Annotated in this window: 11 protein-coding genes; 8 read left to right on the top strand and 3 right to left on the bottom strand. The window is 63.5% G+C overall.

Going from position 1 to position 13,086, the window contains the following annotated elements:
- Positions 1–130 precede the first annotated feature (130 nt).
- Together ABS769_RS18840 and ABS769_RS18845 are read right to left on the bottom strand one after the other, a co-directional pair.
- Positions 131–3,160: a TonB-dependent receptor gene (locus tag ABS769_RS18840; RefSeq protein WP_317061400.1), complete on the bottom strand. Its 3,030-nt coding sequence runs from the start codon at positions 3,158–3,160 to the stop codon at positions 131–133.
- A 134-nt stretch (positions 3,161–3,294) separates the two neighbouring features.
- On the bottom strand, positions 3,295–4,347 hold the full coding sequence (locus ABS769_RS18845; RefSeq protein ID WP_115041004.1) for a LacI family DNA-binding transcriptional regulator: 1,053 nt from the start codon (positions 4,345–4,347) through the stop codon (positions 3,295–3,297).
- 409 nt (positions 4,348–4,756) lie between these two features.
- On the opposite strand from ABS769_RS18845, the gene ABS769_RS18850 reads away from it, so the two are divergent.
- The 4 genes from ABS769_RS18850 to ABS769_RS18865 all read left to right on the top strand — a co-directional run bounded on the left by ABS769_RS18850 (position 4,757) and on the right by ABS769_RS18865 (position 10,628).
- Positions 4,757–5,722, top strand: a complete 966-nt coding sequence (locus ABS769_RS18850) for a hypothetical protein (RefSeq protein WP_317061401.1) — start codon at positions 4,757–4,759, stop codon at positions 5,720–5,722.
- Positions 5,722–8,391, top strand: coding sequence for a glycerol-3-phosphate 1-O-acyltransferase PlsB (gene plsB / locus ABS769_RS18855; RefSeq protein ID WP_317061402.1), 2,670 nt, complete (start codon positions 5,722–5,724; stop codon positions 8,389–8,391). The genes ABS769_RS18850 and plsB overlap by 1 nt, the downstream gene beginning before the upstream one ends.
- A gap of 319 nt (positions 8,392–8,710) precedes the next feature.
- Positions 8,711–9,691 (top strand): zinc-binding dehydrogenase, encoded by a 981-nt coding sequence (locus ABS769_RS18860; RefSeq protein WP_317061403.1) that lies wholly within the window; start codon positions 8,711–8,713, stop codon positions 9,689–9,691.
- Positions 9,692–10,088: 397 nt separating this feature from the next.
- Positions 10,089–10,628: a hypothetical protein gene (locus tag ABS769_RS18865; protein WP_317061404.1), complete on the top strand. Its 540-nt coding sequence runs from the start codon at positions 10,089–10,091 to the stop codon at positions 10,626–10,628.
- A 345-nt stretch (positions 10,629–10,973) separates the two neighbouring features.
- On the opposite strand, the gene ABS769_RS18870 is transcribed toward ABS769_RS18865, so the two are convergent.
- A complete protein-coding gene (locus tag ABS769_RS18870; protein ID WP_167393935.1) occupies positions 10,974–11,177 on the bottom strand; it encodes a YdcH family protein in 204 nt (67 codons plus the stop codon).
- A gap of 156 nt (positions 11,178–11,333) precedes the next feature.
- On the opposite strand from ABS769_RS18870, the gene ABS769_RS18875 reads away from it, so the two are divergent.
- From ABS769_RS18875 to ABS769_RS18890, 4 genes are all read left to right on the top strand, one after another.
- Entirely contained in the window at positions 11,334–11,906 is a 573-nt protein-coding gene (locus ABS769_RS18875) for a hypothetical protein (RefSeq protein WP_317061405.1), read from the top strand.
- 95 nt (positions 11,907–12,001) lie between these two features.
- On the top strand, positions 12,002–12,235 hold the full coding sequence (locus ABS769_RS18880) for an abortive infection system antitoxin AbiGi family protein (protein ID WP_350498241.1): 234 nt from the start codon (positions 12,002–12,004) through the stop codon (positions 12,233–12,235).
- Entirely contained in the window at positions 12,129–12,746 is a 618-nt protein-coding gene (locus ABS769_RS18885) for an abortive infection system antitoxin AbiGi family protein (RefSeq protein ID WP_317061406.1), read from the top strand. The genes ABS769_RS18880 and ABS769_RS18885 overlap by 107 nt, the downstream gene beginning before the upstream one ends.
- A 183-nt stretch (positions 12,747–12,929) precedes the next feature.
- Positions 12,930–13,086: transposase (locus tag ABS769_RS18890; RefSeq protein WP_233368074.1), on the top strand; the 157-nt coding region annotated here is incomplete at its 3' end.

Consider the following 13,086-nt stretch of genomic DNA (forward strand, 5'->3'; position numbering starts at 1 on the left):
GCCGATAAGCAAACTCATGAAACCTGCAGGCGGTCCCTCCCCGGTGCAATGGGGCCGTGCAGTGATCGACGACGGGTTTGGCAACCAACGGCATCCGGCGCCGAGGCACCGGGCGCCGTCCAGCCAGCCGTTACCAGATGATGCGCGCGCTCATAAACAATGTGCGGGGCGGGGTGGACATCGCCCCGTACTGGTTGATGCTAACGCGCGGGTCGTAAATGCCGGCACTGCCCCAGTCGATGCTGTACTGATCGTAGTTGCGGAAGTTCAGCGCATTGATCAGATCGCCGCGCACCTGCACGGTCACCGCATCGGTGATGTGCATGTCCTTGGACAACGACAGATCCAGCTGGCGGGTGCCGAAGATGTCGCCGCCTGCGATGAACTTGCCACCGGGCGCATCCACCGAGACCACGCGGATATTGTCCGAATTCGGGCCACCGTACTGGTCGTAGGAGATCGCCTCGTTGCGCGGCGGCACCGTGGCCAGGGTCAGCTTGGCCGAGCCGCTGATGCCCCAGAACAGGTCGTAGATGCCGGTGAGCACCAGGCGGTGGCGCGGCACCGCGTTGAGGTCCAGGAACGGGTAGTCGGCGATGGTGGCCGCATCGAAGCCGTAGCGATCGTCGTTGCCGCGATTGCCGCGTGCGCGCGAGAAGGTATACGCCGCGGTCAAGCCCCAGCCGCTTTCCTGCGTATAGGCCTTGTCCGCCGACAGCAGCAGCTGGCCGGTCTTGGTCTCCACGCCGTTGTTGCCGATGATCAGGTTGCCGAAGCCCCTGGGCGTCTGTCCGAATGCCTGGCCGCCGTTCTGGAAGAAATCGCCGTTGGCATAGCGGTTGCCCAGGGTGAAGATGAAACCATCCTTGCTGTGGATATACGACACCGTCGCCGAGGTGTTCCAGTCGCCCAGCTGGGTACGCAGGCCCAGCGAATACTGGTCCGCATACGGCGTTTTCAGATCGTTGTTGAGCAGATTGATCTCGCCGTTGCGCACGCGCGCGTCGACCAGGTTGCCCAGGCTGTCCGGGTTGCTCAGAAAGGCCGGATTGAAGTTGGTGCAGGTGCCGGGCGCAGGCGTGCAACCGGTGGATTCGGCAAAGCGGATCGTGTACTGCGCCAGCGCGGATTTGATCTGCTCCAGGCCCATCACGTCGAACAGGTTGCGGTCGTAGCTGCGGCCGGCACCACCGAACAGCACCAGCGACTCGTCGCCACGGAAATCGTAGGAAAAGCCCAGGCGCGGCGCGAAGTTGTTGTTGTCCTGTTTGCGATTGCGGCCGTTGCTGATGTAGTCGTTGATGTTCACCCCGCCCTTGGCGAGCTGCTCAGCGTAGGTGGCACTCACCGCGGGATCGGTGCCGGGGCCGTTCAAGGCCGCCACCACTTCCGGCGGGGTCACGTTGTCCAGGTACGAGGGAATCTTTTCGCCATCCCAGCGCACGCCGAGGTTCAACTGCAGCTTGTCGTTGACGTCCCAATCGTCCTGGATGTACAGGCCCAGCTGCTTGCTGGTGGTGGTCACCGACGGCGCGGCACCGGCGAACGGCAGATTGAAGCGCACCTGATAGGGCGTGGCCGCAGTGCCGACGCCATCGCCCACTGCGTAATAGAACGACGGGTTGGCCGCAGAGTTTTCGCTCTGGGTCAGCTCCACTTCCTTGTACTTCACGCCCATCTTGATGACGTGGTTGCCGTGCCATTCGAGGTTGTTGAAGGTCAGATCGTTCTGGAAGCTGGGGCCTTTCTGGCCCTTGCGCTGGATCGCCAGGCCGCTGGTAGCGCCGTCGTTGAGCAGCACGTCGTCTTCGGCGATGCCGCGCGTGTAGACGGTCTGGCTGCCCAGGGTGTAGGCGGTGGGATTGAACAACACGTCTTCATAGGACACGCGCGCTTCGTTGACGTAGCGCTCGCCGTAATGCTGCCAGCGCAGGTCGAAGCGTTTCTCGGTATTGAGATTGATCTTGGAGGCGATCGCGGTGGTCTGGTCGCCGACGCTGTCGCGGCTTTCTTCGTCGCGGTACTTGCCGGTGAGCTCCAAACGATCGTTCTCGCCGATGTCCCAGTCCACCTTGCCGAAGTACAGGTCTTCGTTGAACGGACGGGTCACCGAGCCGAGCCGGCTCTGCACGCCGGCCGGCAGGTCATCGGCGAAGGTGCTGAAACGATCCGGCACGGCCACCGGGTTGGCCGAGACCTCGAAGCCCTTGCCTTCGTAGCTGAAGAAGAAATGCGCCTTGTCCTGCACGATCGGCCCGCTCAGCGCAAAACCGTATTCGTCCTGGTGTGTCTTGCGCTTGTTGCCGTCGGCATTGGGTGCGCCGGCGCGCTCATCGGCCTGGCGCGCACGGAAATCGGTATTGCTGGTGCGCCCGAAGATCTCGCCGTGGAATTCATTGCCGCCTGACTTGGTCGAGGCAACGATCGCCGCCGAACCCACCTGGTCGAACTCGGCCTTGTAGTTGGAGGTGATGACCTTGTACTCGCCGATGGCCAGCTGCGGGAACGGATTGCCCGCGCTCTGCTCCTGGCCGGACACGCCGCCGAACAGGTAGCTCTTCTGGCCAACGCCGTCGATGTAGACGTTCACCGCCGAGCTGCCCTGCGCGCCGCCGCGGATCTGGCTGTTGCCGTTGGAGTTGGTCTCGAACTGCATGCCCGGCACGGTGTCGGCGAACTCCAGGAAGTTGCGCGTCAGCTGCGGCACGGTGCTGATCTGCTTCAGCGACACGTTGGTGCCCACTTCAGAGGTCTTGACCTCCTGCAGCGTGGTGGCGGTGACCTGCACCGCGTCCAGCGTCGTCGCATCGCCGGCAGGTGCGGCTGCCGCCGCGCCGCCCAGGTTCAAGGTGACCGACGAGGCCACCGACAAGGTCACGGTCTGCTCGCTGCCGGGGCCGGCGTCCACCTTGTAGGTGCCCGGAGGCAGGCCGACCAGCGCGTAGCTACCGTCGGCGCCGGTGGGCACGCGTCGGACGGCGCCGTTGGCGACATTGGTCGCGGTCACGGTGGTGCCGGCCTGTGCCGCGGCGACCTGGCCGCGCAACGTCGCGTTGCTGGACTGTGCCATGGCTGGCGTGCTGGCCAGCAACGAGGCGGCCAGAGCGCAGCACAACAGGCTGCGCGCCGGCAGGGTGGAGACAGTGCGGTAATGCTTCATGACTTTCCCCCTCCCAGGGGTAAAGCGCGAACCAGCGGAGTGGCTGGCGCGTCGGTATTACGTCAAGCGGGACAGCGGGCAACAACTGCGGGGACTGCAAGCAACACAAGCTCAGCAAAGCGCGGTGGCGCGTCTCAGGTAGGAGGCGCAGCACGCGGCGCGCTGGAAGCGCGCACGATCAATTCGGGCACCATCTCGGAGAACGCCGGCGGTGCGGCATCGGCGGGCGGGGCGGGCGCATCGACCAGCTGCTGACCCAGCAACAGTTGCAATGCACGCGCGCCCAGCCCGGCGATATCCACCCGCATGGTGGTCAGCGCCGGCAGCACGTAGCGCGCCATCGGCACGTCGTCGAAGCCGGCCAGCGCGATGTCCTGCGGCACCTTCAGCCCGGCATGGCCGAGCGCGAACAGGCAGCCCAGCGCCATCATGTCGTTGGCCGCGAACACCGCATCCGGGCGCGTGTCCTGCGCCAGCGTCTGGCCGGCGCGGTAGCCGGATTCTTCATCGAAGTTGCCCGGCAGCACCCACGGCTGCGCCTGCGCATCCAGCGCCAGCTCGTCGCGGTAGCCGCGCAGACGCTCATGCGCGTCGAAGTTGTCGGCCGGCCCGGCGATGAAGGCGATGCGGCGATGGCCGCTGTCGCGCAGATGCCGCGTCATCAACCGCGCGCCGCCGTAGTTGTCCACGTTGAGCACCGGGCGCTGGCTGGCCGTGCCGGCGCAGTTGAGCAGCACTGCCGGCAGGCCGCCGGGCAGCGCGTCTTCGTGCACGCCGGAGTCGCCCAGCGAGGGCGACATCACCACCACCCCGTCCACGCGCCCGGGCAGGCGTTCCAGCGCCTTGCGCTGCGCCTGCGGGTCGCCGTGCGAGCTGGACACCAGCAGGTGATAGCCCTGCTCGCGCGCGACCTGGTCGATGCCGCGGATCAATTCGGAAAAGAATTCGCCATGCAGGTCCGGCAACACCACGCCGATGGTGTGGGTGCGCCGGCTGCTCAAGCTGCGCGCGGCGTGATGCGGGATGTAGTGCAGCGCACGGGCGACCTGCAACACGCGTTCGCGCACCGACTCGGCCACGTGCTGATGCCCGTTCATGGTGCGCGAGACCGTGGCCACCGACACCTGCGCTTCGCGCGCGACATCCTTGATGGTGACGCTACCGCCTTCGGACCTTGGTCGACTCATGCTCTCGCACTCCCCAAAACAACGCGCCTGGCGCCACGCGCCGGGTCAGGGCGCATGGTCCGCTGGCGCAGAACATTCGTGCCACACATGCACATGGATGACATCGGCCCCGACCGATGGCGATCTCAGAACGAGATGGCGCGCACGCTAGCAGGAACTGCAAGCGCTTACATGATGCGCCGCAGCATTGCAGCAAACGCAGGCGGCACAAGGGCTCGGAGCAGATGCCTGGACAAGTTTGTCCGGAGAAGACAACAGCGGTCAATGTCGGACACTGGACGACAAAATGCCTGGAACTACGAAAATCTAACGTTTTTCCACCGTACCCGAGCGCACGGTTGTCGCGCGCCTTGCCGCCAACGCATTCAGACAGCAAGATGCGCCGATCGATCAGGGGAACATCGTGCGCATGTCGCTATCCACCGTCCGCGCCGGCCGGTTCCAGTCCATCGCGTGGGTGCTACTGGCAGCCCTATGCGCCAGCAGCTGCCAGCGCAGCGACACTGCCGCTGCCTTGCCCGGCGCCACCGCCGAGCCGGCAGCGGCGATGCAGTCGATGACCATGCCATTGCGGCGCAACGATCTGGTTGCCTATGCGCGGATCCGGGTCACGCCTGCGCAGTACACCCAGCTGGAAGCGGCCTGGCGCAGCGGTGCCAGCCGCTGGCCGCTGACCGAGCTGCCGCTGCCCAATGAGGTGGGCAACCTGCTGGGCACGCTGTCGGCGCCCGGTGCCGAACGCCAGCTGCAACAGGCCTTCGATGCGCAACTGGCCGGGCAGGCGCAGGGCATCCGCCAGGCCGCGCAGTCGCTGGGCCAGTTCGGCGTGCAATACCTGCGCAGCCGCAACGACTACCAGCCCGAGCAGCGCGCGCATTATGTGCAACTGGTCGACGCCCTGAGCGCCTGGGCCGCGACCGCGCCGCTGGCCGATCGCGCCCGCGCCAAGGCCAGCATCACCGACCTGGTGACCGCCGCCCGCGCCACCGGCATCGGCTCGGATGCCGATCTGCAGCGCTTGGGGATGGAAGAGAGCCTGCGCCGGCTGGGGCCGTTCTGGGCAGCGGCCAAGCAGGTGCTGGAGCGCTACGGCCTGTCGCTGGACAGCAGCCTGGATGCGCTGCGCACCGGCTTGATCAAACAGGAGGGCGAGCGCGCCCAGGTGCGGCTGCGCTATCCCCTGGCTGCACATGACATCGACCTCACCATCGCCCTGCTCAAGCGCGAAGGCCATTGGTACCCGCAGCAGACCCAGGACGAGGTGCAGGCGCTGCTCAGCGCCGCGCCGGCCGCGCCCTTACCCGACGCCGCTGCAGCGCCCGACACCCCGCCGGCCACGCCCGCCGCCACCGGGCAACGCCCGGCTGGGCGATAATGACCGTGATGCCAGAACAAAATCCCCTGCCGTTCCCGGACGGCCAGCCCGCCCCGCCCAGCGCTGCCGCTGCCGATCTCGGTGCCACAGCCGCGGCATTGCCGACGGCCGTACCGGTTCCGCCGGACGCCGCGCCGTCGATCGCGCCGGCCGTCGCCGCCGCCCGTAACGCCAAACGCCCGTGGTGGGCGCGCCTGCTCGGCCGGCTGGCCGACCCGTGGCTGAGCCTGACCATCGAACCGGATCAACCGAGCCGCTACGACGACGGCACGCCGGTGGTCTACGTGCTGGAGGACTACGGCCTGTCCAGCGCCCTGATCCTGGACAAGGCCTGCCGCGAGGCCGGGCTGCCCTCGCCACTGGTGCCGCTGCCGGGCGACCCGCTGCAGCGCAAGCGCGCCTACCTGGCGCTGTCGCGGCGCAGCAGCAGTAATTCGTTGATCCCCGAGCAGCGCGGCGGCAAGACCCATTCCGACTCGCTGGCCAAGTTGCTGCAGGCGCACCGCGTGCGCGACGACCTGGACGTGCATCTGGTGCCGGTGTCGATCTTCGTCGGCCGCGCCCCAGACAAGCAGAGCGGCTGGTTCGCGGTGCTGTTCTCGGAAAACTGGGCGCTGGTGGGCCGCTTCCGGCGCCTGCTGGCGGTGCTGCTCAACGGCCGCACCACCATCGTGCGCTTCGCCCCGCCGATCTCGCTGCGTCAGACCATGGCCGAGGGCCTGCCGCCCGAGCGCACCCTGCGCAAATTGCAGCGCGTGCTGCGCACCCATTTCCGGCGTATCCGCGAGGCGGTGATCGGGCCGGATCTGTCCACCCGCCGCCTGCTGGTGGACCAGGTGCTGGCCGCCGACTCGGTACGCGAGGCCATCGCCACCCAGGCCAGGCGCGACAACTCCAAGCCGGTGGATGCCTGGCGCAAGGCGCATGCCTATGCCTGGGAAATCGCCGCCGACTATTCCAGCCCGGTGGTGCGCTCGGCCAGCTTCCTGCTCACCCACGTGTGGAACCGCATCTACGCCGGCGTGCTGGTGCATCACCTGGACAAGCTCAAGCAGGCCGCGCCCGGGCACGAAGTGGTCTACGTGCCCAGCCACCGTAGCCATATGGATTACCTGCTGCTGAGCTACCTGCTGTACGAACGCGGCATCGTGCCGCCGCATATCGTGGCCGGCATCAACCTCAATCTGCCGGTGGTCGGCACGCTGCTGCGCAAGGGCGGCGCGTTCTTCATCCGCCGCAGCATCCGCGGCAACGCGCTGTATTCGGCGGTGCTCAGCGAATACGTCGCCCAGCTGGTGGCCGGCGGCTATTCGATCGAATACTTCGTCGAAGGCGGGCGCTCGCGCACCGGGCGTCTGCTGCAGCCCAAGGGCGGCATGATCGCGATGACGCTGCGCGCCTACCTGCGCCAGCCGCGCAAGCCGGTGCTGTTCCAGCCGGTCTACATCGGCTACGAAAAGCTGATGGAAGGCAACAGCTATCTGGACGAGCTCACCGGCCGGCCCAAGGAAAAGGAATCCATCTGGGGCCTGCTGTGGTCGATCCCCAAAGTGCTCAAGCAGAACTACGGCCAGGTGGTGGTGAACTTCGGCGAGCCGATCGCGCTCAACGACGTGCTGGCCAAGCACGCCCCGGAGTGGGATGGCCAACCGCTGCCCGACGACGAAAAACCCAGCTGGCTTGCGCCGGCAGTGGACACGCTGTCCACGCAGATCCAGACCCGCATCAACTGCGCCGCCGACGTCAATCCGATCAACCTGCTGGCGCTGGCGCTGCTGTCCACGCCCAAGCACGCGATGGGCGAGGCCGATCTGATCGCGCAGATCGAGTTGTGCAAGAAGCTGCTGGCGGAGATGCCGTATTCGGACCGCGTCACCGTGACCCCGCACACCCCGGCGCGCATCATCACCCACGCCGAAGAGATCAACGTGCTCACGCGTGTGTCGCATCCGCTGGGCGATGTGCTCAGCGTCAGCGGCGACACCGCGGTGTTGCTGAGCTACTTCCGCAACAACGTGCTGCATCTGTTTACCGCATCGTCGTGGGTGGCGTGCTGCTTCCAGAACAACCGCCGCATGAGCCGCGCCGGTCTGATCCGGCTGGGCCGCACGGTCTACCCGTTCCTGCAGGCGGAGTTGTTCCTGCCGTGGAGCGAAGACCGTTTCGCCGAACGCATCGAACAGACCATCGACATGTTCGTGCGCGAAGGCCTGTTGCTCAACGTCGCCGACGACGATGGCGGCGTGCTGACCCGTAACACCGGGCAGACCGATGAAGTGTTTCGCCTGCGTGCGATCGGGCATTCGCTACAGCAGGCATTCGAGCGCTATTACATCGCCATCTCGGTGCTGGTGAAAAACGGCCCCGGCGTGCTCGGCGCCGGCGAACTGGAAAGCCTGTGCCAACAGGCCGCGCAACGCCTGAGCCTGTTGTACGCCCCGGCCGCCCCGGAGTTCTTCGACAAGACCCTGTTCCGCAGCTTCATCCAGAAACTGCGCGAACTGCGCCTGGTGTGGCCGGACGAAAACAGCAAGCTGGTATTCGACGAGCGCCTGGATGCGTGGGCCAAGGATGCCAAGTTCATCCTGGGCCGCGAGCTGCGGCACACCATCGAGCGGGTCAGCCCGGAAGCGGCGAAGCCGGATGTGGTGTCGCCGCCGGCTGAGTAAGACGGGGGTACAACCGCTATCGTCTCCCTGTAATACGTGAGGGTGGGCCAATGGCAGGGCACCAGCAGGCAAGCGCAGACGCGCACGACGCCTCCCTTCTCCCACCGGGAGAAGGTGCCCGAAGGGCGGATGAGGGTCGGCCAGCACGCAAATCCTCCAGCGCTGCAGCAGACCAACCTCACTACTCGCGCACGCCAACAACTTCACACAGCAGTTCCGTTCGTTTCATCCCTCCCTTGCAGCCCTGCCGATAGCATCGCGCCACCTTTCACAACGATCGGGTGCGTCGCAGCAAGAGCGTGCCCGGCAGGAGACCTCCATGCGCGCAGCCATCCATACCCAATTCGGCGACCCCGCCCAGGTGCTCGAACTCGGCGAGCGGCCCACGCCGCAGCCGGGCAAGGGCCAGATCCGCATCGCCATGCGCCGTTCGCCGATCCACAACCACGACCTGTGGACCGTGCGCGGCAACTACGGCTACAAGCCCGAACTCCCGGCCATCGGCGGCAGTGAAGCGGCGGGCGTGATCGACGCACTCGGCGAAGGTGTCGAAGGCCTGCAGGTCGGCCAGCGCGTCGTCGCAGCCGGCGTGCACGAAAGCTGGGCCGAATACTTCCTTGCTGACGCCTCCGGTGTCGTCCCGCTGCCCGACGCACTCGAAGATGACCGCGGCTGCCAGTTGATCGCCATGCCGCTGAGCGCCCTCATGCTGATCGAATCCTTGCACGTCAAAAAAGGCGACTGGATCGTGCAGAACACCGCCAACGGCGCGGTCGGCAAGACCGTGGCCATGCTCGCCGCCGCACGCGGCATCAACGTGATCAACCTGGTACGCCGCGACGCCGGCGTGGACGAGCTGAAAGCGCTGGGCATCGGCAACGCAATCTCCACCGCGCAATCAGGCTGGCAGGACAAGGCGCGCGCGCTGGCCGGCGAGGCACCGATCGTGCGCGCCATCGACTCGGTGGCCGGCAGCGCGGCCGGCGAGTTGATGGCGCTGCTGGCCGAAGGCGGCGAGCTGATCTCGTTCGGCTCGATGACCGGCGAGCCGCTGCAGCTTTCCAGCGGCGATGTGATCTTCAAGCAGGCCAGCGTGCGCGGCTTCTGGGGCAGCAAGGTCACGGCCGCCACCAAGCCCGAGGACAAGCGCCGCATGATCGGCGAACTGCTCAAGGCCGCCGTCGATGGCAGCCTGGCCTTGCCGGTGGAAGCGGTGTTCGATCTGGAAGATGCCGCCAAGGCCGCCGCCGCAAGTGCCGAACCGGGACGCAGTGGCAAGGTCCTGCTACGCGCGGGCTAGGGCAAGAGAGCGGGCTACTCTAGGAAGCTTGCCAATGTTCACCATCAGGCAGATCTACGAGAATCGCTTTGAACTCCTGTATTTCGCTGGCGCGCCGCAGTCGCCCATTGATGTGTTTTAACGTTCGAATACGTACTAGACGGAGTTGATCATGGGACTGTGTGTATCCAAAAATTCGACGAGTGTTTACGGCGGCGATTCGTCCTCCGCTGCTTCAACTAGCCCGATACCACAAGGTGCGTCAGCGGGTCCGACCCAAAGCACGCGGTCTTCGGTACTTGGTGGGTTATCGCTGCGCTCGACGGCAGCGCGTACGTCGCCTTCTCAATGGTCCTCCATCCGGACCAGTCTCCGTGTGAGTGACCCGAGCGATAGTCGTTTGACGAGAGCCATTCACGTGCTTGGTGATCTCTACCGCAGTTCGCCTACATTCAGGGCTGTGGCAGAAAAAGTTCGGGACGAAGGAGGGGTTGACATTCGCGAGGGGAACGTCAACGTCGCGTCAACGGATTTAACCAATCGCGCCATTCTCCTTTCGCCGCAAACGTTGTCAAACGCCGGGAGTGGAGACGGACCGTCCCTGGTCAGCGCGCTGGTGTTCGAAATGAATAATCTGGCCCGTAGTTCCGAAGCAGAGGCCGTGTACGGCCTTGCCCAATACGGCGCATTCAATGCTAGCAGCTATGCGCAAGAGCTCGAGCGCATCGAATACAACACCAGCCTGTCGAGCGCCCAGATCTTTGAGGAAGCGCGTGGCGCATTACGCGCCCATGGAGAGGGCGATCACCCTGACCGCTGGTTTCTTCAGGAGCATCCTCAGAGCGGAGCTCTGGAACCGATGTACAGTTCGTTTGAGGATTCGCTTGCATATCAGTACGAGATTCAGCACGCAACCGCTTACGAAAGCGAGTTCCAGCGATTCTTCAGTAACGCGTGACCGGCTTCAGATCCAAGGCAGGAACCACAGAAAGTTGGTGCATCGCGACCTATCTTTTGAGAAGGTTACGAAGGCCTTGGCGAAGATCGCGCAGGCCCGCCACGCTGTTTTATTAGCCCCCACGGACATATGAGCGCAACGAAAGAATGGTTTCGGATGAACTGCGTACAAACGGACTCGACCTTCCACCCCAGACGTTTCAACAACAGGTGATGGTGGCTGGCGACACAACTGCTTTTTCCACCTGTCCTGGAGCGCCCGCGCCGTAAGCGGGGCCGGACGCGCGGCGGGGGGCAAGTGATCCCACCACCGCAAAGCAAGCCCAAGCAACCGCATGCATAAACCTCACGCCGGCTCGTCAGGCACCAGCTCCATCTCTAGCCGCGTAATGCAGTCCTTGAGATGCAGCTTGCGCTTCTTCAAACGCTTCATCTGCAGCTCGTCCTCCACGTTCGCAGGCACGCGCTGAATCTCCTCGTCCAACGCGCGGTGGGCGCGTCGCAACTCGGCGATCTGCTCGGCAATCTCGGCGGGTGAAAGAGTTTCCACGGCTCCGAGCATACACAACCACGGGCCGGCCGCGTCACCCGTGCTTGCCAAGCCGCCCGAGGCTGCGACAATGCCCGGGCGCCGTTGGGGAAACGGCGGCGCGCCCGATCCCATCATTGCCGCGCGGCCACGGCCGTCGAGAAAGGAGTCTTTACGATGCGTTTGCGTTCTTCCCTGCTGGCCCTGAGCCTGCTCACCGCCTCCAGCCTGGCCTCGGCCGCCGATGTGGCCAAGTACGACGGCTTTCTGTGCTGCAACCTGCGCACCGACGGCAGCTGGATCAGCGACAGCAATTACGCCGAAGACGGCAAGCGCATGCTTCCCGTAGGCACCCCGGTCAGCGTCACCGGTTTCGGCCGCAACCGCGTCAACCTCAAGATCGCCGGCGAAAAGCAGTCCATCGGCAACGATTACAGCCGCGACCTGGACAACACCGCCTTCGCCGCCCGCTATGTCGTCACCGCCGACCCCAAGCTCAAGTTGGCCACCTTTCCGCCCAAGATCCGCCAGGCCATCAATGACGGCAAGCTCACCGGCGGCATGACCCGCGAACAGGTGCTGATGGCGGTCGGCTACCCGATCAGCAGCGAAAACCCGAATCTGGACGCCTCGCTGTGGCGCTACTGGCGCGACAGCTTCTCCGAGTACCAGGTGCAGTTCGGCCCCAGCGGCAAGCTGGTCAAGGTCACCGCGGATCCGCAGCTGATGAATCTGGTTTGGCTGCCTTGATCTGAAATCGGATCAAGTTTTCTCAATCAGAATACTAGGCTATTGAGTTAAAAGACCACTTCATTTTTCTTAATTATGCTCTCTAGGAAGATACATTGCGCCCAAAGTCAAATACTCTGTTCCATTTTACGAAGAGCAGAGAAACGCTTAAACTCATACTCAAAAATGGATTTTGGCCGCGTTATTGTTTAGAGGATGTTAGCTGGCTGGGATACCCGACGCATGATTGGGTCGCATATCCAACGGTTTGTTTTTGTGAAATACCGCTTATGCGAATATCAGAGCACGTGGCGTTTTACGGTGATTTTGGTGTTTGGGCTTACGCGTGAATGGGCTCAGGCAAATGGAATTAATCCCATCATGTACATGGCTGGGGAAAACGAAGTCACTCGAAGTTTTCGTCTCATCGGTGAACACGCTTTCAAGCTTGCAAATGAGGATGCAAAGGAGGCGGCGCTGCATACGGTCCGTTACTTGATCGCTCATGCTAAGCCGGTAGAGGGTCGGATGTGGATCGACGGGGATCCCATCCAAAAAATTTTCTACCAAGAATCTGAGTGGCGATACGTTCCTAAGAAGAGCACCCACTTTCCAGATTATCTTCAAAAGGTTGAATATGATGATATGGAAGAAAGAGAAATTAAAAACAATCTGACTAAATCGCACGCGTGCATAAAATTTAGTCCGAGAGATATTCGGTATATATTTGTGAAAGAAGACTCGGATATTCCGGATGTGGTAAATTTCATCATGAGCGAGTTGGATCAGTATAGTGGTTCCGATCAAAAAATCCTCACAGCCAGAGTGTTGTCGTTAGAGGCATTGGCTGGTGATCTTTGATCACAACTAAATGTAAGAATATTTTTTGACATCTGCGACAATGTATCAACGCTACATCAAGCGAACTTGCGCCTGTTGCCCTTGAGCAATGTCTTGCTGATGATTGCGCGTAATCTCTTCCGCTTTTGCGAGCTGTACTAGGGCCTGTTAACACTAATGGCCCGAGCGATTAAACTATCGTGCATGGAGATCACGCCAGCACAATTTTCTCTAATCGAACACTGCCTGCCGGCGCAGCGCGGCAATGTCAGCATGACCAACCTGCAAGTGGTCAACGCCATCCTTTACGTTGCCGAGCATGGCTGCAAATGGCGCGGCCTACCCAAGCGCTTTGGCAACT

The sequence above is a fragment of the Xanthomonas hortorum genome, from assembly GCF_040279205.1.
Classification (GTDB): Bacteria; Pseudomonadota; Gammaproteobacteria; order Xanthomonadales; family Xanthomonadaceae; genus Xanthomonas; species Xanthomonas hortorum_F.

Coding starts and splice junctions, on each gene's coding strand:
- ABS769_RS18840 (WP_317061400.1), bottom strand. CDS start 3,160: ATGAAGCATTACCGCACTGTCTCCACCCTGCCGGCGCGCAGCCTGTTG.
- ABS769_RS18845 (WP_115041004.1), bottom strand. CDS start 4,347: ATGAGTCGACCAAGGTCCGAAGGCGGTAGCGTCACCATCAAGGATGTC.
- ABS769_RS18850 (WP_317061401.1), top strand. CDS start 4,757: ATGTCGCTATCCACCGTCCGCGCCGGCCGGTTCCAGTCCATCGCGTGG.
- plsB (WP_317061402.1), top strand. CDS start 5,722: ATGACCGTGATGCCAGAACAAAATCCCCTGCCGTTCCCGGACGGCCAG.
- ABS769_RS18860 (WP_317061403.1), top strand. CDS start 8,711: ATGCGCGCAGCCATCCATACCCAATTCGGCGACCCCGCCCAGGTGCTC.
- ABS769_RS18875 (WP_317061405.1), top strand. CDS start 11,334: ATGCGTTTGCGTTCTTCCCTGCTGGCCCTGAGCCTGCTCACCGCCTCC.
- ABS769_RS18885 (WP_317061406.1), top strand. CDS start 12,129: ATGATTGGGTCGCATATCCAACGGTTTGTTTTTGTGAAATACCGCTTA.